This window comes from Paenibacillus sp. MB22_1 (assembly GCF_047200555.1).
Classification (GTDB): Bacteria; Bacillota; Bacilli; order Paenibacillales; family Paenibacillaceae; genus Fontibacillus; species Fontibacillus phoenicis.
On the sequence record NZ_JBLADV010000002.1, the window covers coordinates 2,383,401 to 2,408,069 of the forward strand.

Below are 24,669 nucleotides of genomic sequence, written 5' to 3' on the forward strand. Positions count from 1 at the left end.
ATTGTCCCCCTAGGTATGTATTCGTATAATGGATATGTCCAGTGTATCTGGGGGGACTGAATCCAGCATGAATAACAACTGAATGGAGCATGAAAGACCGCTGAATTCACGATGAACGGATACTGAATTTTTACTGAAAAGAACATGAGGAGGTTTTTTCCGTTGTCGCTGGAAATTGAACGCAAGTTTCTGTTACCGGCGTATCCGGAGCAACTGATTCGAGAGGGAGCGCTGGTGGTTCGGTCGGAACATGCGATCGACCAGACGTATCTAGCTCTGCATGAGGATCAGGAGCTGCGGGTTCGCAGGATCGAGGATTTGCGTACCGGAGAGATTCAATATACGCATACCTTCAAAAGAGGGTTTGGCCTGTCCCGCGAAGAAGTGGAAGTGTCCATTTCGGAGGGGCTGTATGAGCAGATTATCGCGATTCATCAGGCGATCCCTTTGACCAAACGACGGGTGACTGCCGAATGGGACAAGCGTACAGTAGAGATCGACGTTTACGACCAGATCGATTTTATCGTGCTCGAAGTGGAGTTTAGCTCGGAGGAAGAGGCGCGGTCCTTTGAGCCGCCGGCCTGGTTTGGCCCGGACATCAGCACCAGCAAGGAATACAGCAACAAGAAGGTATGGCGCGATTTACAAGCCCGCAAAAAAGAGACCTGACATCCTCAGGTCTCTCGTTCTATGACAGTTCTCTATTCCAGCGCCAATCCGCCGCTTCCTTCCCGCAGCAAGAACCGGTAGTTATTGCGGACGAACTCCAGCACCTTATCGCAGATGATCCGGTGACCGTCTTCGTTCGGATGGATACCGTCTGAGCAGAGGAACTTCGTGTAATCGGGGTGCTCCAGAAATGCGCCGCGCACGTCGATCATTTTGGTCTTGGTCATTTCCGATACTTTCAGAATCGTTGAATTGTACCGTTCCTGCCACCAATAAATCTTTGTGACGCTCCCCAGCCATTTCAGGATGTTCTTCTCCGCTTCCGGGTCGTTGCGGCTGACCCATTTGAAGTAATTGTCGGCGTTGAGCGGCGGCAAGCTCATCAGGACCGGTATAATGTTCTGACTCTTAACGAATTGGATCGCTTCGGTCAGCATTTTTTCGAATAAGGAAAAGTCGGTTTTCGGGTGGTGTTCTGCATCGGGATGCTCAGCAATTTCGTTCCAGTTGAAATCACAGTCATTGCCTCCATACTCGATTAAGATGATGTGGGGTTTATCTTTCTCCACGTCCCTCTTGAGGTTCGTGAGCCCCTTCATTAACGTGTTGCCAAACCGCGCGGTATTATGAACCGCACCCTTCAGCTTCTGCTGCAGCAGTGAAACATAATTGTTCTCCAAGACGACGTACTTATGACGTTGTTCATCATAGATGACGCCTTTGGAAATGGAGTCTCCGCTGACCATATACTTGATTTCATTTTTGGAAAAAAACTTGCTGTCGTTGATCACAATATCACCCCTCTTAAACCCCGAAACCTTGTTCATTTCGTTATATCTATTGTAGATGAGTTCTCTTCGCCTGTGCAAGTAAACAGTTCGTATTGACAAGAAAACGGAAGCATGCGAAAGTGGACAAGTCTAACCGGGAATGAGAGAATACGAGTGAAGCAACCATGAACAAAGGGAGGAAATCAATGTGATACGTTTCGCCACGATTGGAACGAACTGGATTACGGAACGTTTTATTCAGGCAGCACTGGAAACGGAGCAATTTGCCTTAACGGCGGTTTACTCCCGGACCGAGGAGAAGGGCAGAGAGTTTGCTGCCAAGTTTGGCGATCCGCAGGTATATACGGATTTGAAAGCCTTAGCGGCCAGCTCTGACGTCGATGCCGTTTACATCGCCAGCCCGAATTCATTTCATGCGGAGCAGGCCATCTTGATGATGGACCACGGCAAGCATGTGTTATGCGAGAAGCCGATGGCGTCCAATGCGGCAGAGGTTCGCCGGATGATCGAAGCGGCTCGCCGCAATGACGTGCTGTTAATGGAGGCGCTGAAATCGACGCTGATGCCGAACTTCCGGGCCGTTCAGGATAATTTGTACAAAATCGGCCAGGTGCGGCGTTATTTTTCAAGCTACTGCCAGTATTCTTCGCGGTATGACGCCTTTAAGCAGGGCAAGGTGATGAATGCCTTTAATCCTGCGTTTTCCAGCGGGGCTTTGATGGACCTCGGCATTTATTGTATCTATCCGATGGTGACGTTGTTCGGGAAACCGGAATCCGTGCAGGCTTCGGCGATCATGCTGTCTTCAGGCGTAGACGGGGAAGGCAGTCTCGTTGTGCGTTATCCGGAGATGGACGGCGTGATTATGTATTCCAAAATTACCGACTCCTATTTGCCAACGGAAATCCAGGGGGAATACGGAACGATCGTGATCGATCGAATCAACCAGCCGTATGAGGTCAAAATCCTGTACCGTGACGGCACAACCGAGGAGCTGACCTGCTTCCAGCCGCAGGAGTCGATGTACTACGAGGCGCTGGAGTTCATTGAGCTGATTCTCAGCGGCAAGCGGGAGAGCCAGATCAATACGCATGCCCGTTCGCTGGCTGTCGCCGAGCTGATGGAGGAAGCCAGACGCCAGTTTGGCCTGCGGTTCGCAGCGGACGAGGCATAAAGGGCGGCAGTGTTGTCGCCCGCTTAAAATTATTTAAAGGTTTTAATTGTTAAAAATTGAAAAATACCACTGTATGTTGTATTCTATTAATGTAAATTTATCTCAAATTATCCTTAGAGAGGAAAGGTGGTATTTGTAATGAAGTTTTCGAAGTTTTCTGTCGTCCTGTCACTTGTGGGAAGTTTCCTGTCGTCCTGTCACTTGTGGTAAGTATGTTTGCATTCGCAGTTCCTTCGACTTTTGCTGAGAGTGGGAGTATAGGTTCAGAAGAGATTAAAGTAGTTAGAGCGATCTTAGTTGAAAATGGCGTGAAAAAAGAGTTAAGTGCAACAGAATACGAGGTACTTATGGAACAAAATAACCATAAAGTACAAGAGATTGAGAGACAAAAGAATATAAACCAGGCAAAACTAAACAAAAATGATGGTGTTGCTAATGAATTGAAACCAGACGAAATAACTCCTTTTGCATTAATAGACATGAGCATATATACTGAGGCTGGTTTTATTCAATCCGTGTATCGTAACGACTTAACTCGTAGGATTTCTGTTCCTGTATACAATGAAACAAGTCAGGAAGTGACCCGGACTATTTCTTTCACTGCTTCGCAATCTTATACAAGCAATGTATCCCTTACCTCCACGTATGCGAAAAACGCATTCACAGCAGGTGTAACAGTAGGCTCTTCTTGGAGTAATACTTACAGTGATAGCGATTCTGTTACACAAAAAATTCCACCCCACAAATATTCCTGGATGGAATATACCCCCAATATGAGTAATTCCTATGGAACTATGCATGAAGAAGTATGGAATTTTGATGGTTTTACTAATGTGAAAATTGTGGACAAAACCTATTTTCTTGATGTTTATATAGCCAAACCAGGAAATGCTGGATTACCCGACGGACTCTATACAGTAAAAGAGAGCAGCACTAAACCCAACTGAAATATAAGGTGACAAGTTATGAATAAACGAGGTACCGGTACAATCCTAATCGTGATCGCGGCAATGTTATTTATATTCCGTAATTCAACTCACTTACTAGTGGCTGCAATCATGGGGCAAAAGAATGGCAATTTTGCTGAAGGTACATTTAGCAATGCCATGGGGGCAACCTTTTCTTACTCGATGATTCCTGAAATTATTGCATTAATTGCGGGGCTGATCTATCTGATTTGGGCAGAAATCCAAAAGGAGAAATAATCAGCTAAAATAAATATTGTCCGATAGCTAGGCTGTTCATTCCATTCGAAGCTGTCGCGAGCTAATGGTGGACGTCAGAAGCCAATTTCGGCCTGCTGCACGCGGCAGACGCTTCGATTTCCGCAGAATAAATAGAAATCAAACCCAAACTGGTTGGCCAGTTTGGGCTTATTCGTGTGCGCCCGGCATGGGCGATAACTAGGCGGTGAAAGTCCGCTACAGGCTTGGCAGTAGGAACTGTTAGCCAAGGGCAAGGGTGTCCGTCGCGAGGCGGAATCTGAAGGAAGCCGGAGGCAAACCCTCGGTCTGACGAACAGAAATCACATACAAGGCATGGTGAGACGGACGAGCTTGCACGACAAAGTAAAGTCCAATACTGCCCGAATCTCATCATGTAAATGTGGCAGATAGATGAGGGGAAAGTTATCGCTCTTACCCGGGGAGGTCTCACAGACATGGAGCAGGAAAATCCGAAGCATGGAGTAAAGCTTGCTGTGAGAAGTCAGCAGAGGCCATAGTACGCGGAGCCGGGACAGCGGCGAGCGGAAGGGCTGAACAATCTAAACGAATTTGATCAGGAGATGGAAACCGAGGCGTGGAGGTGATCCGCTATGCCGATGACATCGTGGTGCTAGCAAAGAGTAAGCGAGCAGCCATACGACTGCTGGAATCCAGCCGGAAGTATCTGGAACAGAAGCTAAAGCTCCAAATGAATACGCAGAAGAGCAAGGTCGTTAGCGTCTTAGCGCAAAGGCACTTCAAATTCCTCGGATTTGCTTTGGGAAAGAACGGAGACGGCGTATACATACGCGTACATCGTTAATCCCTGGCCAAAGCGAAGAAGAAGCTAAAAGAGCTAACGAGTCGAAGCCAAGGCAGAAATGCACGGCAAGTCATGGAAAACGTAAAGGTCTACATTCGCGGCTGGATCGGCCATTTCTATGTAGCGGACATGAAGCGAATTCTGCAGAACTGGAATGAATGGCTGCGAAGACGGATGCGGATGTACATCTGGAAACAATGGAAGAAGCCGAAGACGAGGGTGCAAAACCTGCGAAAGCTGGGAATACCGGAGTGGCAGGCATACCCATGGGGAAACACTCGATTGGGCTATTGGCGTGTAGCCGGAAGCGCAATATTAAATCGCTCTGTAACAAACGAAAGGCTCGCACGAGCAGGGTATTATGACTTCCCTGCTCAATACGAGCGATTACGTCAATTGCACTCAAGCGGTTGAACCGCCGTATACCGAATGGTACGTACGGTGGTGTGGAAGGTCGGCTACTCCATTATTGGGTAGCCTCCTATCCGATTGAACCTACTTACGATAATTACACTCTTCTGATTGCTATCATCCCCCACTATCGCCCCCCGTATTTTCGGATATAAATCTTAAAGGGACAATCATTCTCTCCTTCACAATCATGTAATTGAGAAACGTAGAGGCTTGACAGGCCTGAGATCTGAATATTGAAAGGGCCCGCTGTTAGATAGCTTTTATCAAACCTAGTTGCAACCGTTTACATCCTGAGATAGGATTATCGGAAGAGGTGAACTGGTTCATGAAGGACAAGAAATGGCTGGCGGGCATCATGATCTGCATCGTGGTTTTGGTCTATTTGTTTATCGGCTTTGCCAGGTACTCGGGGAAAATCGGCAGCATTGTCAAGGAGCTGCAAGGGCAGCCCGCGAGCGGAGAGCCACGCTATCATATCGTGCTGATCGAGCAAGAGCGCTACCATCCCTATTGGGAAATGGTGGAGAAAGGTGCAGCGGAGGCGGCGGAGAAGTATGGAATCGACATCGAGTTCACGGGGCCGGTGCGCAACAACATGGAAGAGCAACTGAACCTGCTGGAAAAAGCGATCGCCGCCCGCGTCGACGCGATTATCGTGCAGGGGCTCAATGAAGAGCGGTTTACGCCGGTCATCGATAAGGCGGTACGCCGCGGCATCCCCGTCGTGACCATCGACACCGATGCGCCAAACAGCCAGCGGCTGACTTATGTCGGCACTGACAATTTAGCCGCGGGCGAGCGCCTGGGTCGCCTTGTCGTGGAGACGACTGGCGGGATAGGCAAGATCGGCGTGATCATCGGCAGCGATCAGGCCGCCAACCAGCTGCAGCGGCTGGACGGGCTGAAGAAAATCGTCGCCGAACACGAGGGGCTGGAGATCGTGGACGTTCGCAGCTCGAACATCTCCCACATGGAGGCGATTCAGCAGGCGGCCAACATGCTCCGGAACCATCCGGAGATCACCATTATGGTCGGCACCAGTGCAACCGATGCGCTTGGCATGCTGCAGGCGGCCAAAAACCGCGACGACCTGACGATTATCGGCTTCGACAATCAGAAGGAAACGCTGGAGGCGATTCGCAAGGGGGAGATCGAAGCGACGGTTGCGCAGCAGCCTTTTTTGATGGGGGAAACGGCCGTTCGGCTCCTTTATGAGCACTTTGGGGGACAACCGCTGAAGAAGGCTTACTTCACGGAAGTGAAGGTGCTGAATGCGCACAACGTGGAGGAGGGCGAGAGTTTATGAGCATCCGCCGCAAGTTGTTTCTGTTCATCCCGCTGTTCGTGCTGGTGATGAGTTCGGTATCGTTTTTCCTGTTCCAAAGCGGAAAGAGTGTTCAGGAGAGCTACCACTTGATGATGAAGCGCATCTTGCTGTACAAAGAGATCTCCTACGAGGTGGGAGAGAACATGCGGTCGATGAACCGATTCATTATGCAGTTGGATCAGGAGAGCTTGCCCGAAGTCGTAAAGCATTTGAATGCGGTCAAGTCCTTGCGATCGGATCTCGACGGGCTCCGGACGATTGGCGGAAGCGACCTGGCCCTCGCCAATTACCGCAACCTGATCGACACGTTCCTGGAGCAGGCCGAGGCGATGATCGAGCGGATCAGTTACGAGGATTCCGATACGATGGCCGGGGCTTATATCGAAGCCGAGCAGACGCAGCGCTTTATCCGCGAGGAGGCTCAGGAGCTGGTCGACTTGGAGCTGGAGCAATATAAGCCGATTTACGAAGAGATGATGGATGCGACCGGAAATCTGAACAAGCTGGGCATTCTGCTGGTGGTGACGGCAGCGGCCTTCAGCATTCTGCTGGCGATTTGGTTGTCGCGCAGCATTACCAATCCGATCCGCCGGCTGGTCGCGACTGCCAAGCAGATCTCCAAAGGGCGGATGGACACGAAAGCGCCGGAGAGCGACAGCAACGATGAGATTAGTATTTTGTGCCGGGCGTTTAATGGAATGATTGACAACATCCAGCAGCTGATGGCGGAGAATATCAACAACTTGGAGAAGGACCGGCTGGTGAAGGAGCTGGAGCTCAAGACGCTGCAAAGCCAGATCAATCCGCATTTTTTATTTAATACTTTAAACTCCATCTCCAAGCTGGCCTATCTCGAAGGGGCAACCAAGACAAGCGACCTGGCTGTTTCCGTGTCTCGTCTGCTGCGCTACAACTTGCAGAAGCTTGACCAGGCGGTCCCGCTGCGCGAGGAGGTGGCCCATGTTACGGAATACATGAACATCCAGAAGGCGCGGTTCCGCGATCGGATTGCCTTCAGGATGAACATCGACGAACGCGCACTGGACGGGAGAGTCCCTTGCTTAACCTTGCAGCCGATTCTGGAGAACGCTTTTGTACACGGCATTGAACAGATGGAGGAAGGGGCTGTGCTGGAGCTGGCGATTCGCCTTGGCGAGGGGGATCGGGTCGAGATTGAAATCCGCGATAACGGGGTTGGCATGAGCCGAGAGACGGTGGATCGGCTGCTGCAATCGGTACGCGGCGACGCTCCGCAGATGGGGGGTAAAAGGCATTCGACCGGCTTGGGTACGCATAATGTGTTCAAGCGGCTGCATTTATTTTTTGACGGAGAGGAACAAATCGAGATCGACAGCGAGGAAGGGGCTGGAACCGCCGTCCGGTTTACGCTGCCTCTTCGCGTAGGGATTTCATAGGACAGGGAAGGGGGAATCCGAATTGTACACTTTGCTGATTGCGGACGATGAAGCATTGGAACGGGAAGGTCTGGAAATGATGATCAGCCACGCGATGCCGGATACGTTCCGTTTTGTTCATGCGGAGAATGGGAGGCGGGCGATCCAGCTGGCGGAGGAGGAAAGGCCGGATTTTATTTTTATGGATATCAAAATGCCGGGGATACAGGGCTTAGAAGCGGTGCGGGAGATTATGGCCCGTCAGCCGGGGGCACGGGTGGTTATTATCACGGCCCATGATTATTTTGCCTATGCGAAGGAGGGGCTGGCGCTAGGCGTACGGGAATATTTGCTGAAGCCGGCTCGGCGGGAAGAGATCGTAGACGTACTGAAGCATCTAATCGCTGAGACCGAAGAGGCGAAGCGGGCCCGCGACGAGCAGCTCTCCCTGCAGGAGAAGCTCTCCCACCTGCTGCCGCTGGCGGAGAACGAACTGTCGCTGATGTTAATGCTGGAGTATGCGCAGGAGGTCGAGGCCGACCAACTGGCCCGAATGCTGAACCTCAAGTGGAGGAAAGGCTACGCGATGGTATTGTCATTTGTGAAGCACACCCCCAAGGAATGGGCCAGCTTCCAGGTGGTCAAGAAGGAGATTTACGATGCGGTCAAGCAATGGGCGAAGCCGGGCTTGTCCTGCATTGTCAGCCCGGTGGTGGGCCATCAGATCGCTTTGTTTATCCCGTTGCCGCCGGGACGGCCGGGGTATGAGCAGCGGGTGATGGCGTTGGAATGGGGCGAGCGGCTGCGCAGCCAGGTGGAGGAGCGGTTTGGGCTGCCGTTGTCCGTCGGGATCGGCGGGGTCCGCGAGGGCTGGGACGGGCTAAGCCGCTCGTACCGCGAAGCGGTTCGCGTCTGTGCGGAGGAGCAGGACATCGTCTGCGTCCGACATTATGACGATATCGCCGAAAGCTCGGGCGGCCCCGCGATTCCGCTGGATGAGGAGAAGAAGCTGCTGGATGCACTGCTGCGGCAGGACAAACCCGAAGCAGCCGAGCGCTTTGACCTGCTGTTCGAACGCCTGAAAGGGGGGCGGTCGGATTATTTTCCGCGTCTGCGCGGGGATGTAATTGGGTTGCTCCTCTATTTGAGCCGCGGCGTGGAGGCGGGGGACGGTCCCGAGTTAATCGAGGATCTGAGCGCCTGCGAGGATACGGCATCGCTGCGCGAGCGCGCGCTGCACCGGCTTGGCGGCTGGATCGACGGCCTGCGGGAACGGAAGGAACGCAGCCGTTCACATGTGCTTCAGCGGGCGATCCTATTCGTCAACCAGCGGTTCAAAGAAGAGATTTCGATGGAGCAGACGGCGGAATACGTGAATCTCAGTCCTTACTACTTCAGCAAATTGTTTAAGCTGCAGACCGGAGAGAATTTTAGCGATTATCTCACCCGACTGCGGATTGAGGAGGCGAAGCGGCTGATCGCCGGGCGCTCGTTAAGCCTGAAGGAAATCTGTTATGAGGTGGGCTACAAAGACCCGAATTATTTTAGCCGGGTATTTAAGAAATCCGTTGGCATCACCCCCAGTGAATATCGCCAGCAAATCGAAATCGAATAAGTCCGTCCGTTCGGTTAGCTTAGGTGAGTCCTTGTCCCAGACAAGGACTTTTTTGTTGTGATTGCACAAAAAAATCCAGTGAAAGCGTTCGGTTTGAAAGCATTTACATCCGATGGCAAAGGAATGCAGAACAAGCGCAAACAAGTGCAGGCTTTGACCGAACCGAAGCGCGAGGAGCGATGCTACGATATTTTTGTAAGCGGAATCATCAAACGATTATTTAAAAGAAGGGGCGTAGGCGTAGTGAAAAAACATAGTCATTTTGTACGGTTAAGCTTGGCAGCCATTTTGTTAGCTTCCACCCTGGCAGGCTGCGGGGTTGTTTCGGACGGCAGCGCCAACAGCGGGAACACAAAGAACAATGCAGAGAGCGCGGCTGGAGGCAAGGACGACGGGAAAATCGTCATCGGCATGTCGATGGACACCCTGAAGGAAGAACGGTGGCAGAAGGACCGGGATTTATTCACCGCCAAAGTCGAAGAGCTCGGGGGCGAAGTGAAGGTGCTTGCGGCGAACGGTGACGACGCAACGCAGTTGAGCCAGGCGGAGCAACTGATTTCGCAAGGCGTTGACGTGTTGGTGGTCATCGCACACAACGCCGAAGCAACCGCACCCATCGTGGAAAAAGCGCACAAAGAAGGCATCAAGGTCATCGCGTATGACCGTTTGATCAGAAACTCGGACGTTGACTATTACATCTCCTTCGATAACGTTCGGGTCGGCGAACTTCAAGCCCGCGCTGTAATTGAAGCGGCACCAAAGGGCAACATCGTTTACATCGGCGGTGCGGACACCGATAACAACGCGCACATGTTCAAGGAAGGCGCGATGAACGTGCTGAAGCCGCTGGAGGAGAAAGGCGACATCAAGATTGTATATGACCAGTTCTCCAAGGACTGGAAGCCGGAAGAAGCACTGAAGAATATGGAGAATGCGCTGACCGCCAATAACAATGACATTCAGGGCGTGGTCGCTGCAAATGACGGCACGGCCGGCGGGGTAATCCAAGCGTTAAACGCACAAGGTATGGCCGGCAAAATCCCGGTATCCGGGCAGGACGCGGACTTGGCCGCAGTCCAACGGATCGCCGAAGGTACGCAGCTGATGACCGTCTACAAACCGATTAAATCGATTGCCATCACCGCTGCGGAAATGGCAGTTGCGGCCGCCAAAGGCGAGGAAGTAAAAGCGGACAAAACCGTCAACAACGGCAAAATTGACGTGCCTTCCGTGCTGCTGGATCCAATTCCGGTCAACAAGGATAGCCTGAACGTCGTGATTGAAGACGGGTTCCACAAGCTGGAGGACGTGTACAAAAACGTACCAAAGGATCAATGGCCGAAGTAATGCGAACCGGACATCGGTAAGGGCGGAAGCGGCGAAAACCAGGGAGCGTTCGGCGCCTCCTTGGTTTCGCGCTTTTCGCCGATCCTTAGGCGAATGAAGGAGAGCTAAGCCTATGTATGTATTGGAAATGGTGAATATCAGCAAGGAGTTTCCCGGCGTGAAAGCCCTTGACCGCGTGAACTTCCAAGTGCGTAAAGGGGAAATCCACGCGCTCTGCGGCGAGAACGGAGCGGGTAAATCAACGCTGATGAAGGTGCTGAGCGGCTTGTACCCAGCCGGCACCTACAGCGGGGACATCGTCATCGGCGGCGAGAAGAAGCAGTTCCACAACATTGCCGATGCAGAAAAAGCCGGCATCGCCATCATTCACCAGGAGCTGGCGCTCGTGAAGGAGATGACGGTGGGCGAGAATATTTTCCTTGGGGCGGAACCAACCAAACGCGGCGTGATCCAGTGGGATGAGCTGTATCATAACGCGGCGCAGTGGCTGAAGCGGGTTGGGCTGAATATTTCTCCGGATACGAAAATCGGCAGTCTCGGCATCGGCCAGCAGCAGCTGGTGGAGATCGCCAAGGCGTTGTCCAAGCATACGCAGATTTTGATTCTGGATGAACCTACGGCCGCTTTAACGGAAAGTGAAGTGGCGATCCTGATGGACATCTTGAATCAGCTGCGCAGCGAAGGGGTGTCTTGCGTTTATATTTCGCACAAGATGCCGGAGGTGTTTGCTCTGGCCGACTCGATTACGGTGCTTCGCGACGGTCGCACGATAGCGACGCTGGATCGCAAGGAAACGAATGATGACCAGGTCGTGTCGATGATGGTCGGACGGGAGCTGACGGAACGGTACCCACGGGTGGAGCATCGCCCATCGGATACTGTGCTGGAGGTTCGGAACTATAACGTGTGGCATCCGGAGAAGCGGAATCAGAGGGTGATTAAGGATGTCAGCTTCCGGGTGCGCAAAGGGGAAATCCTCGGCATCGCGGGGTTGATGGGGGCCGGCCGGACCGAGCTGGTCAGCAGCCTGTTTGGCGCATACGGCGGTAAGGCGACGGGGGAGATCTTCGTAGAAGGCAATCCAGTGCGGATTCGCTCCGTCTCCGACGCCATCCGCGCCGGACTCGCCCTCGTCAGCGAGGATCGCAAGCGTCAAGGGCTCGTCATGGGGATGGACGTCAAGACGAATACAACGCTGGCGACGTTGGCTAAGGTCTCGAAGTTAAGCGTGATTAACGATAATGAGGAAATCCGCTGGGGTCTGAAATATGTGCAGGATTTAAAGACGAAAACCGCGTCGTTGGAAACCCCTGTCGGCACATTGTCCGGCGGGAACCAGCAGAAGGTTGTTATCGGCAAATGGCTGATGTCTGACCCGAAAATTCTCATCATGGACGAACCAACCCGCGGCATTGATGTCGGGGCGAAATACGAGATTTATCATCTTATGAATCAGCTGGTCGACCAGGGCGTGGCCATCATCATGATCTCTTCGGAGCTTCCAGAGGTGCTCGGGATGAGTGACCGAATTCTGGTGATGAGCGAAGGCAAATTTGTCCGGGAGTTCGACTGGCGCGAAGCGACCCAAGAAAATATCATGCAAGCCGCTACGGGAGGGAAATAAACATGGAGCTTCAAAAGGAACTAGGTAAACAAACGGATGGGGCCGCCTTAAAGCCGACGCTTTGGGGCAGCCTGTTCGGCAAAATGGACGTGCGGGCCTACACGATGGTGGGCGCACTGGTGTTGATCTGGGTGCTGTTTGGCCTGCTGGACCCGACTTTTTTGACGGCGCGGAACTTATCCAACCTGTTTACGCAAATGTCGGTGACGTCGATTTTGGCGATTGGGATGGTCTTGGTGATCGTCGCCGGGCATATTGACTTGTCGGTGGGTTCCATCGTGGGGTTGACCGGCGGGCTTGCCGCGATTTTCAGCAACTGGCTGGGGCTGCCGGCGATTGTGGTGATCCTCGCTACGCTGGCAGCTGGCGCGATCTTAGGCTTGCTGCAGGGCTGGTTGGTCGCCTACAAAATGATCCCCGCCTTTATCGTCACGCTGGGGGGCATGATGGTCTTTCGCGGCACGCTGATGGGCGTGACCAAATCGATGACGATCCCGGTCTCCGATAAAGTGCTGGCGCTGCTGGGTAACGCGTATTTTGCCTCGGGATTCGGCATCATCCTTGGGATATTGGCCATTGGCCTGATTGTGTGGAGCACGCTGCGCAAACGTCGTTCCCGGCAGAAATACGGCTTTGAGGTGGCGCCATTTGCAGTGGACGTGATCAAGATGGCCGCGCTCTCCCTGCTGGTCGTCGCTTTCGTGCTCGTGATGAATGCCTACAAGGGCATTCCGTTCCCGATCATCTTCGTTATCGCGCTGGCGGCCATTTTCTACTTCCTGTCCACCAAAACAACCTTCGGCCGGCACATTTATGCGATCGGCGGCAACCTGGAAGCGGCCCGGCTGTCCGGCATCAATATCCGCCGCAAGACGATGATCGTCTTCCTGCTCAGCGGGTTGCTGGCGTCCATCGCGTCGATTGTATTGACGTCGCGCCTCGCTTCGGCGACGATCACCGCCGGGAACATGGCGGAAATGGACGCGATCGCGGCTTGCGTCATCGGCGGGACATCGCTGATGGGCGGTGCGGGTACGGTGCTGGGCGCCTTAATTGGAGCGCTCGTCATGACCTCGCTCGACAATGGGATGTCGTTGATGGGGCTGGAGTCGTTCTGGCAATACGTGGTGAAGGGCTCGATCCTCGTCTTTGCGGTTTGGCTCGACATTTCGAATCGGCGTAAAGGGTTGAGATAAGAGGGTGATGTAAAAAGACGGCACTTCTTTGGAGCTTGTCCCTGCGGGGTGAACTCCTTGGAAGTGCCGTTTTGATTGTTGATGGTCTTACGTTGGTTGGTCGCTTCGTTGCTGTTGACTTTCTTGCTTATTGGTAGGTGACGATCAGCGCATTGCTGATTTTGCGGCCCGGTTGGGTCAGGTATTTCCCGTTATAATACAGGCCGCTGGAGGCGCCGCCGTCGAGGTTCATCGCTTGGTACGCGCCGGCTTGCTTCATGATTTCCGCGAGCTGCGGAATCGTGGCGCCGCCGGTGGTCAGCAGGATCAGCTTATGGTCGCGCGTGAGGCCTAAGGCGCTGCGGGCACCGCCGCCGGTGAGAATTTTCGGGTCCTTGAAGCCCTCCGCTTTGACGTCAACGGCTACTTTGCCATTGACCACAAGGCGCGGCCCGGCTTGAAGCGCTCCCTCCATCGTGCCTGCGTTAAAGGCATCGTTGAAGTCATCGCCGGGGATCAACCGCGCCAGCAGGTTGGAGTCATAGGTGAAGATGGTGCGCTTGTCGCCGGAAGCTTTCATCTTCAACTCGCCGCCGCTGACGATATAGCCTTAAGGAGCTTTGTAGGCGTTATCTGTATAAGCGTTGAAGAACGTGCCGTTGATGGCAACGACAGCCTTATGGCGCTTGGCGAGGCTGCTCAGTTCCTCGACCTTGCCGACCGCGTCGCCAGCGAGCGCCACCTTCAGGCGGACTTTGGGATCCATCAACGAGATGGTGACCATCTGCGTGGAGAAGGAACGTCCGCCCACTTTAAACGTCTTGCGCGCGCTGACGATCGCTTTTGAGGCGCCGGCGCTGGTGAGCGCGCTGCGGCTTGTATACGGCAGGGTCAAGCGGGCATCGCCTTGACCCAGGGTAACTGAGCCGGCGGTTTTGTCCCATTCCGCCGGCAAATTGAACGTGGCGCTGACGAATTGCAGCGGCACGTAGGTCGCGCCGGCCTGGGGGAACGGCGCGTCGGCTAGGGTGGTCGGCTCGCCGTTAACCTCGGCCTTGGCGGAGCCGACCTTCAGGATCGCGGACGTGGCTTCGCCCTGCGCGATCGTCAACTGCTGCCGGGCTGCATCCCACTGAACCTGGATACCGTTCAGTCCGTTTAAGGCCCGGCTGGGCACAAAGGCATGTCCGCTGGAAGCGTCCAGCAGGACGACGTTTTTGGCAGGCGCCGCCGTCGCCGTGCCTGCGGCGGAGGCGGGAGCGGGGGCAGAGGCCCAACTGATGCCGCCGGAGATGAGGCAGACCAGGGCGAACCCTAGAAGCAGCAGGCGTTTCGCAAAGGCGCGATAGAATATGCTCGTTTTGTTCATCAAGTTGGTTTCTCCTTTTATGTATATTGGGAATCGCTTCTTTAGGTAATATCGGAAATGTATTCGATTTTTCATATACAAAAGGGTGCCAACGACGAAAAAATTGGAATATATTCGGTTTTTCATATAGATTTCGATCAATTCTCTCGAAACTGGGCAAATATATATGAAATTTCATATACATTCCCTTAAAACCGCAGAAATCGTTAAATTGTATATGATTTTTCATATACATTGGGCGCGAGAGAGGGAGTGCGGCGAATAAACAGCGGTGTGAGGGAGAGTAGGACGGATATACAGGGGTAGAGAGCGTAGAGTGGATGAGCAACAGCGGTGATAGAGAGTAGAGTAGAGGGGTAATGGCAATGTGCGAGAGAGTAGAGAGCATGAGTATGGATTGTCAACAGTAAATCAGACAACTTTATTAAGGGCTTCTTGACGATACTGAACAGGTGTCAGGTATCCCAGTGTTCCGTGAATCCGATGCTTGTTGAACCAGTTGATGTAATCGTACAGTTCCACCTCTAGATGAAGAAGGCTGTGGAAGCTCATCTGGTTAATGAACTCCGTTTTCATAATTGAGCGTTTTGCAGTAATCTGAGGCCTTGATCTATAAGGATTTCCGGGTATAAAAAAGGGACTTCACCCCAACTTGGAGAAGTTTTCAAGTGACCTAACAAGAAAACCCAAAGGAAGTGAAGTCACAATGTATATTCTCCAAGAAAGCTTGTTTTCCTTCGAGGAATTGCTCGCCATGCAATCAAAAGATCGATTGCCGATCTTTTTTGGCTCGCTCGATCTAAGACCCTATGCCAAAGAGTTGAGAAGCCACTCACCCCGAGGCGCTGAAGGGCATTGCAGACAGGGCATTTTACGTGCGCTTCTGGCCGCCCCCCTTGAAGGCATCGATACCTTTACGACTTTGCATCATCGGTTGAGCACGGACCTTCGGTTTCGCTACCAGTGCGGGCTTTCGCTTGATCGGGAAGCTCCATCCATCTCCACACTCAGCCGCGTGTTTGCCGACATCACGAAAAAAGAACTGGCCAAGCTGCTGTTTGAGGATCTGATTGCCCACCTGAGGAAAGAAGGTATTCTGGACGGCAGCCACGTGGCGATTGACAGCACCGCCATCTGTGCTTACGAGAGAAAGCAACCCAAGCGAAAGAGCGAACAGACCGGCAATGCCAATTGGGGAGCGAAACTCGATTCGTTCGGCAACAAGATCACCTGGTTTGGGTACAAACTCCATCTAGCTGTCGATACGAAAAGCGAATTGCCGCTTGCCCTGGACGTTACGCCTGCGCACGTCAATGACGGAGATCGGGCGCAAAGCCTGATGGAACAAGCCGCATCCAGAGCCGCTCCGAGGTTTTTCATGCTGGACGCAGGCTATGATCAGTTGAAGGTTTACGAGGCCGCGCAAATCGTCAAGGCTCAAGCCATTATTCCGCTCAACCTCAGGCGCGAGAAGGAACCGCCAGCCAGCATGCTGTCCAATGGGACGCCATGCTGTTCCATGGGCTATGCCATGACGTACTGGGGAGCGGACGGCGACATCCTGAAGTTTCGCTGTCCGCACGCAACCGGCAAAGTCGACTGTCCACTCGGCATGGCCGCTTGCTCGTCCTCAAATTATGGTATGGTCGTCAAAGTGGACGTGAAGGAAGACCTTAGACGGTACTGTAATCCACATCGAGACACCAAACGCTGGAAGGCACTTTACAATGAGCGTACGAGCGTTGAGCGCTGCAATGCGCGGCTAAAGAGCCACTTGACAGCAGATGCCCTGCATGTGCGTGGGATCGAGAAAGTGACGACTCACCTATATCTGAACGCCATTGTTTTACTTGCATCTGCAATAGCCACATCTCGTTCAGCAAAAGCGGTCGCTTAAAAACGAGCGATTTCAAAAATTCTGCAGGTCTGCCTATTTTCTTATCCAATAAATTCCAACAGCCATACAATACAAGAACTCAGCAGATAAACGACCTGCTGCCGGTCGAAAATCCGCTATAACGCTAACTCCGATTCGGAATTATGCAAAAGTCTCAATTTTATAGGTAGCTTCAGCCACGGCATTGTCATAGGGACAACCTTTCATGCTGAGAGATCGACCGATTTTAAAGGTCTCCAATAGCTCGTCCATCTTTTCGTTTTTAAACTCACTACCGCGGTCCGTATGAAACCACTGGATTTGACGCAGATCACCTTGTACGGTAGAGAAGGCACGGGAAATCAGAGCCGCATCCTTGTTTGGGCCCGCACTATGCCCGATGATTTCTCGATTGAACAAGTCGATCAGCACACAAATGTAATGCCACTTGTTTTGAACCTTTACATACGTTAGATCGCTAACGACGAAGCGCTTTGCTTCTGTCTGCTCAAACTCACGAGCCAGCACATTTGCCGTCTTTGCTTCATTGGAGGCCGCTTTGTGGGGCTTATACTGAGCGATCGTGTAGGTGGAGACCAACCCCTGCTCCTTCATAATGCGGCCAATGCGACGTCTAGATACAACTATTCCTTGTTCCTTTAGCTTGGCTTTAATCTTGCGCGTGCCGTAGGCTTTGCGGTTCTTGTGGAAGATCTCCACAATCGTTTCTGTTAGTTCATCTTCCTTCGCTCGTTCCTTTGCTTCATAGTAGAACGTACTCTTTGCAATTTGTAGGACGTCGCACATTGCTGATACCGAGTATTTATCACGGTTGTTCTGGATGATAGCTACTTTCGTCCCATGATCAGCGCGGCTTGCTTTAAAATATCGTTCTCCATCTTAAGTCGTTGAATCTCTTTACGTAAAGTGATGAGTTCATTTTCTTCGAAAGAGCGATTGTCCTTCTCCTTGAAGGAGCCTGTGGTCTGGGCTTGCTTGATCCAGCGGTCTAAAGCAGACGCAGTGAGGTCATATTCCTCCACAATCGCTGCGCGGGATTTCCCGTTTTCATAGAGCTGCACCATTTGCTTTTTAAACTCGGTTGTAAACGTGCGTCGTGGTTGTTTAGGCATTGTTGAGATCCGCTCCTTAACATGATAGGTCTATTCTACAAGCCCTTATTTTTATTGTCCAACTAAGTGTAGCCGATCCAGAGCATGAGTAACAGTGGTGCGAAAGGGTAGAGTGGATGAGTAACAGTGATACGAGAGGGAGTAGTTGCGGATGAACATTAGTGGGGAGGGAACCAGGGCAAATAGCAACAATGCGAGGGGATAGTGCTGGCATTCAGACTACAAAAAAACGGTGCAAGGGGCAGTCCCTCACACCGCGCTATGGGCTTGATCTGCCACATTCGCCATTCACAGGGTCTGTCAAGATTTCTGTGTAAACTCATTCCAAGCAATCCCCCCGAGGGGGGATTTGGCGCTTCTAACGTAAATAGTTACTGACCCGATCCGGAAAGAAGACCGAAAGCTGAAGGAGCATCTGCCCCCAGTTTTGGATACGGCCTGTCCATTTTCGTGTCACATCCATCGTGGCCAGGTAGAGCATTTTCAGCAGGGCTTCATCGGTAGGGAAAATACTCTTCCCCTTGGTCACCTTGCGAAGCTGCCGATGGTAACTCTCAATCATATTTGTGGTGTAGATGAGTTTGCGGATCTCAGGCGGATACTTGAAGAAGGTGGAGAGCTCCTCCCAGTTGTTGCGCCAAGAGCGGACTATAAGCGGATACTTAGCGCCCCAGACTTCCTCGAAGCGCTCCATCTCTAGCAGCGCTCCTTCCTCGGTTGCGGCTTTGTAAATGGGCTTGAGGTCGGCAGTCACCTTCTTCAAATCCTTGTACGACACGTAACGAGTGGAGTTGCGGATCTGGTGAATGATGCACTTTTGAATCTCGGTCTTTGGATAGCAGGCCGCAATCGCTTCGGAGAAACCACTCAGATTGTCCACACAGATGATGAGAATGTCTTGGACACCACGATTTCGCAGGTCATTTAGCACGCTGAGCCAGAACTTACTGGATTCATTCTCCCCGATCCACATACCGAGTACATCCTTGTTCCCGTCCAGGTCGATGCCAATCACCATGTAGGCCGCTTTGTTAACTATGGCCCCGTCCTGCTTCACTTTAAAGTGAATCGCATCCATGTAGACGACCGCGTAGACGCCTTGAAGCGGCCGATTCTGCCATTCCTTAATGAGAGGCACGATTTTGTTGGTGACATTGGAAATGAGCGTAGGCGAGACTTCGATACCGTAAAGGTTTTGCAGATGGTCTTGAATCTCTCGTGTACTGACACCTTTGGCGTACAGGGCGATGATCTGATCTTCAATGCCAGTTACATTCTTCTGGTGATTCTGCAGAACAACGGGCTCGAACTCACCCATCCGATCCCGTGGAACTGCAATTTCCTGCTCTCCGTATTCGCTGACCACCGTCTTCTTGCTCTTGCCATTTCGGCTATTTGGCGTCATCTTGGCTTTGACCTCGTGCTTCTCGTAGCCTAAGTGCGTATCGAGCTCTGCTTCCAGCATTTCTTGAAGAGTTTCAGCAAACAGTTCTTTCAAAGCATTCTGCGCGTCTTGTGCTGTTACCAGCTTGTTCTCCTTAATGAAGGCTCGCAATTGCTCTTTCGTCCAAAGTCCCATGTATTCTCCCCAACCTTTCTATGTCTTCCATTTTACTGGGTTTAGGAGTTTACACAAACTATTTTACAGACTCCATTCACAGCTCATCTACCACTTTCGCCACCTGCATCCCCGCAGCCTCCGCCGCTCTCACCACGTTAGCGCATTTCATCCACCCGCAGCCTCCGCCGTTCTCGCCACGCTCACGCATCATTCACCCGCAGCATCTGCCCCTCTCGCCACGCTCACCACCGCGTTCGCCTTTCACCGCATATACAGCTTCTGGTAATACTCTTCCAGCATCCGCTTGGTGGAGAATGCCTCGCGGGTCGTTTCGATGCTGCGCCGCATCATCTGCACCCAGCGGGGGCGGTCCTTGTAGTAGGTTGGCACGACCCGGTTGAGCAGCGTGTCGTAGAGCGCCGCGCTGTCATGCCGGTCCAGCTCGTTCGGGTCGGCCGACTCGAAGCCGTCGCCGATCTGCCAGCCGTTCTCACCGTCCAAGCACGCCTCCGGCCACCAGCCGTCAAGGATCGAGCAGTTCAGCACGCCGTTGACGGCGGCTTTCATGCCCGAGGTGCCGCTCGCTTCCAGCGGCCGGCGCGGGTTGTTGAGCCAGACGTCCGCCCCGCGGGTCAGTTTGGCGCCGATCGTCATATCGTAGTTTTCCAGGAACACGACGCTGCCCGGATACCGTTTCATCATCGCCACCAGGTTGCTGACGATCCGCTTGCCCGTTTCGTCATTGGGATGGGCTTTGCCGGAGAAGACGAGCTGGATCCGTCCCGATTCAAGATAAGGAGAGATCAGGTCCGGCCGGGAAAAGATCAGGTCGCTGCGTTTATACGGCGCAGCCCGGCGCGAGAACCCGATCAGCAGCCGCTCCGGGTTCAGCTCCACTCCCGAGCGCTCGCGGATCAAATCGATCAGCTCGCGCTTTAACTCCATGTGGACGGCCCATAGATCGCCGCCCTCGTCATAAGCGCGGAGCATCCGCGGATCGGCCCACGTCGGCAGGTGGATCGCGTTCGTGATCCCGATGATCTCCGAGCGACCGGCCACGTCCTTCCACATGCGGTTTGCGGTCTCCGCATGCAAGGCGGCCACCGCATTGGAACGGCGTGCGAGCCGCAGACCAGCTACGGTCATGTTAAACGGGTTGCCGCCAATCCGCTCCATCTGGTCGCGGCTTAACCCGTTAAAGGCTGACATCGCCTCCAGCAGGTCCAGCCCATGAGCCTCATTACCTTCCTTAACCGGCGTATGCGTCGTAAAAACGACGGATTCACGGGTAGTCCGCCAAGCCGATTCGAAGGTGAATCCGGCTTGCATTTTTTCGCGGATCAGCTCTGTGGCGGCCAAGACCGCATGACCCTCGTTGAAATGGTACACCTCAACCGGAATGTTCAGTGCGCGAAGCGCCTTTACGCCTCCGATGCCCAGCACAATTTCCTGGGCAATTCTTTCCTCCCCGAAGCCGCCGCCATACAAGCGGGCGGTGATCCAGCCGTTCTCGCTGCCCGGGAGGTCGGTATCCAGTAAATAGAGCGGATTATTGCCAAACTGTTCGGTTTTCCATACTTTGCATGGAACTTCGGTATTTTTGATCGTCACCGTGACGGTAATGCCGGTGTCCTCCAGAAACTCATACTCATGATCAGTAAACGTATCGTAAGGCCGTCCATCCTCACCGATTCGCTGGTCGGTATATCCTTGCTTCCACTTAATACCAATGCCGACGAGGGGAGCGCCGATGTCCTTGGCCCCTTTGATGAAATCGCCGGCGAGGATGCCCAGCCCTCCCGCATACATTTTAAAATCGGAATGAAGACCGTACTCCATGCTGAAATAAGCAACGGTAGGGAGTTGCCTTTCGCCCATGGGAATACCTCCTTTGCTATGCAAACGTCGTGTTGCACTGAAAGCGATTTACGCTATTAGTGTAGTCTGGAGGCGGGCGGAAGGTGACTTTTATTGGGTAGTTTATAGTCTATTCAACGATAAATGAATATTTTTTTATGGGATATATTGGATGAATGTAGTATATTTAGCCTAGTGACATATTTCCCTGAATCCGTGACGCTTTGTATTGCTCGATTGAAAATCTGGTTGTTATTGTAAAATGTGCGATTTTTGACGCTGACAAACTGTTTAATGAGATCGCACTCTGATGGAGCGCATGATCAAACAGACCTTGGCTGACAAGGCCTTATTGACCCCTATAACATTCCATCCTGTCAGGTAAAGGCACAGTAAATACGACGGATAACGGGAAACCACGGACTGTTGCAGCCGAAATTGAATCGAATACCTCGCGCATGTCGAACCAATCTTGCCGCCATGTAAATAATATTCTGGATAACCGTACGAATACGGCGACGCTGCACGTTGTTTCGAATCGGCGAGTCATGCTCACGCAGACTCTCCTGGCCGATGATTCGAAGAAGGTTATAGGCAAACAAGCCGGCATGCAGTACGAGATCATTCGTTGCGAATTTTCCTGCAGGCAGACGCTCCAAATCCAAATCGGTTTTGATTTCGCTGTGGAATTGCTCACTTGTCCCATGATCGCGGTAAAGCTCAATCACTCGTGACGGGGCACAGCGAAGCGACGTCCAATAGACGCTCACTTCAATTTCCGGGAACAGCAACACTTGTCCATCCCGATCAATCGTTCGATGAATGACGTGGAACACTTGGCGAAGGGGGCGGTCGAATCCCTTTTCGCGAAATTCTATCGCGCCGATATATTCGACTTTTCCTTCGCGCTGCTGGCAGGCGATTCCCGTCGTTTCCGCAATGCGCAGCCACATTTCCTTCGGTTCTCTGCGGAGATTGGCCTTGATGATATAGTCGGCTTTCTCGCGATGACAAACATGCAAATTTTCGGCGCTGTCGTTTCCAGCGTCCATGCGAATGAGCAGCGGCAGGTCCGTTGCACGTTTGGCGTATGCGATGCTCTGTTCTAAAAATGCGGCTGTTCCCTTCTGGCAATGCACACTGCCCTCACGCAGTTCCACATTAACGCCATAGCCTTCTTGGCCCAGGTAGGCAAAGATGGGAGCATAGCCGTCAGTCCCTTTGTAAGTACGAGATACGCCTTCTTTCTTTGTGCCGGAATTGTCGAAAGGAGATACGTCGATATCCAGCGGCGCATAAGCCTTTTCACCTGCTGTCAGCCCTGTTAATGGAGCCTTTACCTTGCGAATGAGATCAGCGGATTCCTCAAGTAAAATCCGGTTCCATTCCGGCGTCTGTGCTGCGGCGTCAAGACGCTGGCGAAGAGTCGGGCTGGAGGGGACTTTTTGGAGCTGAAGGCAGATTGTGAATACATCGTCTTTTCGAAACGGCTCAATATGGTCAAAGTCGCTCTTGCCTTGGCAGAGCAGGCCCAGATAGCTCTTCATGACATCGGCGTGGGAATGAATCGGTGTTTTCATACTTTTGATCTTTGTATGATTCAGGCGCTTTCTAAGTCCAGTATGCGCAAGCAAAGCGCCAACGGTTGCAAGACCGGCGTGAGTAGAGAGAATTAACTCTTTCGAGCGGACAAATTGGATCTTCATAGAGCACCTCTCAGGTGAAATTGGAAAAGTTATGATTTTCTTTTAATTTCTTTACCGGAGGTGCTTTTTCCTTCAATTATCTTTAATTTTCAAAGAACCTTTATCACGGATTCAGGATTTCGATAATAAACCAAAAGTAGTATGCAAGGGAGGAATAGATTTGTTAATTTCGAAAAGATATCAACTTGTTACTGAAATATATAAGGCAGCTACGACAGAAATATGGAGTGCAATTGACATTAGAAACGATGAAGAAGAAGTTGTGATTAAGATACTTAGATTTGAGCGTTTTGCAGTAATCTGAGGCCTTGAGCCGTAAGGATTTTCGGACATAAAAAAGGGACTTCACCCCAACTTGGAGAAGTTTTCAAGTGACCGAACCCAAAAACCTCAAGGATGGAGGAAGTCACTTTGTATATTCTCCAAGAATGTCTGTTTTCCTTCGAAGAACTTTTAAACATTCAACCCAAGGAGAGATGGCCGATCTTCTTCAGCTCTCTCGATCTGAGACCGTATGCCAAGGAACTGAGAAGCCGTTCACCCCGAGGCGCTGAGGGATACTGCAGACAAGGGATTCTACGAGCACTCTTGGCTGCGCCGCTTGAAGGAATAAGTACCTTTTCAGGGTTGCATAAGCGTTTGGATACGGATCTCCGGTTTCGTTATCAGTGTGGTCTTCCGCTGGATCGAGAAGCTCCTTCCATATCCACATTAAGCCGAGTCTTCTCAGAACTGACGAGAAAGGACTTGGCAAAACGGCTTTTTGAGGATTTGGTCACACGCTGTCAGCAGGAAGGTATCATAGAAGGCAGTAACGTCGCCATAGACAGCGCCGCTCTCCGCGCTTACGAGAAAAAGCAGCCCAAACGCAAAAGCGAGCAAACGGGTAATGCGAACTGGGGCGCAAAAATTGATTCCTTCGGCAATAAAATCACATGGTTTGGTTACAAAATTCATCTGGCGGTCGATACGAAAAGTGAATTGCCGATCGCCTTGGAAGTAACGCCGGCGCATGTCAATGATGGAGAAATGGCGCCGGACCTGATCGAGAAAACAGCGTCCAGGACGAGCACACGATTTTTCATACTCGATGCGGGCTACGACCAAATGAAAGTTTATGAGGCCGCCCGCAACGTCAAGGCACAAGCCATCATTCCCCTTAATCTTCGGGGGGAGAAGGAACCGCCTGCTGGCATGACCTCGAACGGAACACCGTGCTGTTCCATGGGTTATGCGATGACATACTGGGGAGTTGACGGCGATATGCATAAATTTCGCTGCCCGCATGCCACGGGTAAAGTCGACTGTCCGCTTGGCATGGCTGCCTGCTCGTCTTCAAACTATGGAATGGTCGTCAAAGTAAATGCGAAGGATGATCTCCGGCGATACAGCATCCCTCATCGGGATACAAAGCGTTGGAAGGAACTTTACAATGAACGAACCAGCGTAGAACGCTGCAACTCCCGATTGAAAACCTATTTGACGGCAGACGCCGCACATGTCCGGGGCATTCAGAAAGTCACAACTCACCAGTATTTGAATGCCATTGTTCTGCTTGCATCTGCGCTCGCCGTTTCTCATCATTCAAAACGGGCTGCCGCTTAAAAAA

19 protein-coding genes and 2 pseudogenes are annotated in these 24,669 nt (G+C 52.2%); 14 read left to right on the forward strand and 7 right to left on the reverse strand.

Annotated features, from left to right (window positions below):
• The first annotated feature begins 162 nt into the window (after positions 1-162).
• On the forward strand, positions 163-669 hold the full coding sequence (locus ACL02P_RS22655; protein ID WP_009224632.1) for a CYTH domain-containing protein: 507 nt from the start codon (positions 163-165) through the stop codon (positions 667-669).
• 32 nt (positions 670-701) lie between these two features.
• On the opposite strand, the gene ACL02P_RS22660 is transcribed toward ACL02P_RS22655, so the two are convergent.
• Positions 702-1,460 (reverse strand): SGNH/GDSL hydrolase family protein, encoded by a 759-nt coding sequence (locus ACL02P_RS22660; protein ID WP_412838128.1) that lies wholly within the window; start codon positions 1,458-1,460, stop codon positions 702-704.
• A gap of 190 nt (positions 1,461-1,650) precedes the next feature.
• Between ACL02P_RS22660 and ACL02P_RS22665 the strand changes: the two genes are divergently transcribed.
• The 11 genes from ACL02P_RS22665 (at position 1,651) to ACL02P_RS22715 (ending at position 13,579) form a co-directional block, all read left to right on the forward strand.
• Positions 1,651-2,634, forward strand: coding sequence for a Gfo/Idh/MocA family protein (locus ACL02P_RS22665; protein WP_269724332.1), 984 nt, complete (start codon positions 1,651-1,653; stop codon positions 2,632-2,634).
• Positions 2,635-2,846: 212 nt separating this feature from the next.
• Positions 2,847-3,581: a hypothetical protein gene (locus ACL02P_RS22670; protein ID WP_009224635.1), complete on the forward strand. Its 735-nt coding sequence runs from the start codon at positions 2,847-2,849 to the stop codon at positions 3,579-3,581.
• Between the two features lie 18 nt (positions 3,582-3,599).
• Positions 3,600-3,839, forward strand: a complete 240-nt coding sequence (locus tag ACL02P_RS22675) for a hypothetical protein (protein ID WP_009224636.1) — start codon at positions 3,600-3,602, stop codon at positions 3,837-3,839.
• A gap of 595 nt (positions 3,840-4,434) precedes the next feature.
• Positions 4,435-4,662, forward strand: a complete 228-nt coding sequence (locus tag ACL02P_RS22680) for a reverse transcriptase domain-containing protein (RefSeq protein WP_260069761.1) — start codon at positions 4,435-4,437, stop codon at positions 4,660-4,662.
• Positions 4,663-4,665: 3 nt separating this feature from the next.
• On the forward strand, positions 4,666-5,076 hold the full coding sequence (locus tag ACL02P_RS22685; protein WP_412838278.1) for a group II intron maturase-specific domain-containing protein: 411 nt from the start codon (positions 4,666-4,668) through the stop codon (positions 5,074-5,076).
• Between the two features lie 325 nt (positions 5,077-5,401).
• Positions 5,402-6,382 (forward strand): sugar-binding protein, encoded by a 981-nt coding sequence (locus tag ACL02P_RS22690; protein ID WP_323075846.1) that lies wholly within the window; start codon positions 5,402-5,404, stop codon positions 6,380-6,382.
• A complete protein-coding gene (locus ACL02P_RS22695; RefSeq protein WP_412838129.1) occupies positions 6,379-7,818 on the forward strand; it encodes a sensor histidine kinase in 1,440 nt (479 codons plus the stop codon). Before ACL02P_RS22690 ends, ACL02P_RS22695 begins: the two co-directional genes overlap by 4 nt.
• 22 nt (positions 7,819-7,840) lie before the next feature.
• Complete coding sequence (locus ACL02P_RS22700) at positions 7,841-9,412, forward strand: helix-turn-helix domain-containing protein (protein ID WP_412838130.1); 1,572 nt, start codon at positions 7,841-7,843, stop codon at positions 9,410-9,412.
• 57 nt (positions 9,413-9,469) lie between these two features.
• Positions 9,470-10,759 (forward strand): D-xylose ABC transporter substrate-binding protein, encoded by a 1,290-nt coding sequence (xylF, locus tag ACL02P_RS22705; RefSeq protein WP_412838131.1) that lies wholly within the window; start codon positions 9,470-9,472, stop codon positions 10,757-10,759.
• A gap of 112 nt (positions 10,760-10,871) precedes the next feature.
• Entirely contained in the window at positions 10,872-12,383 is a 1,512-nt protein-coding gene (locus ACL02P_RS22710; RefSeq protein WP_260069766.1) for a xylose ABC transporter ATP-binding protein, read from the forward strand.
• A gap of 2 nt (positions 12,384-12,385) precedes the next feature.
• Complete coding sequence (locus tag ACL02P_RS22715; RefSeq protein WP_009224642.1) at positions 12,386-13,579, forward strand: sugar ABC transporter permease; 1,194 nt, start codon at positions 12,386-12,388, stop codon at positions 13,577-13,579.
• Positions 13,580-13,706: 127 nt separating this feature from the next.
• Here ACL02P_RS22715 and ACL02P_RS22720 read toward each other — a convergent pair.
• Positions 13,707-14,927, reverse strand: a pseudogene (locus ACL02P_RS22720) (phosphodiester glycosidase family protein).
• Positions 14,928-15,338: 411 nt separating this feature from the next.
• Positions 15,339-15,503: an IS3 family transposase gene (locus ACL02P_RS22725; protein ID WP_412838132.1), complete on the reverse strand. Its 165-nt coding sequence runs from the start codon at positions 15,501-15,503 to the stop codon at positions 15,339-15,341.
• A gap of 130 nt (positions 15,504-15,633) precedes the next feature.
• Between ACL02P_RS22725 and ACL02P_RS22730 the strand changes: the two genes are divergently transcribed.
• Entirely contained in the window at positions 15,634-16,824 is a 1,191-nt protein-coding gene (locus ACL02P_RS22730; protein ID WP_412837041.1) for a transposase, read from the forward strand.
• 156 nt (positions 16,825-16,980) lie between these two features.
• Here ACL02P_RS22730 and ACL02P_RS22735 read toward each other — a convergent pair.
• From ACL02P_RS22735 to ACL02P_RS22750, 4 genes and pseudogenes are all read right to left on the reverse strand, one after another.
• A pseudogene (locus ACL02P_RS22735) lies at positions 16,981-17,936 on the reverse strand (IS3 family transposase); the annotation flags it as partial.
• Between the two features lie 358 nt (positions 17,937-18,294).
• On the reverse strand, positions 18,295-19,515 hold the full coding sequence (locus tag ACL02P_RS22740) for an IS256 family transposase (RefSeq protein ID WP_412838133.1): 1,221 nt from the start codon (positions 19,513-19,515) through the stop codon (positions 18,295-18,297).
• A 243-nt stretch (positions 19,516-19,758) separates the two neighbouring features.
• Positions 19,759-21,375 (reverse strand): alpha-glucan family phosphorylase, encoded by a 1,617-nt coding sequence (gene glgP, locus ACL02P_RS22745; RefSeq protein WP_412838134.1) that lies wholly within the window; start codon positions 21,373-21,375, stop codon positions 19,759-19,761.
• 356 nt (positions 21,376-21,731) lie between these two features.
• Positions 21,732-23,060 (reverse strand): IS1380 family transposase, encoded by a 1,329-nt coding sequence (locus tag ACL02P_RS22750; RefSeq protein WP_009227150.1) that lies wholly within the window; start codon positions 23,058-23,060, stop codon positions 21,732-21,734.
• Positions 23,061-23,471: 411 nt separating this feature from the next.
• On the opposite strand from ACL02P_RS22750, the gene ACL02P_RS22755 reads away from it, so the two are divergent.
• Complete coding sequence (locus ACL02P_RS22755) at positions 23,472-24,665, forward strand: transposase (protein ID WP_412838135.1); 1,194 nt, start codon at positions 23,472-23,474, stop codon at positions 24,663-24,665.
• The last annotated feature ends 4 nt before the right edge of the window (positions 24,666-24,669 follow it).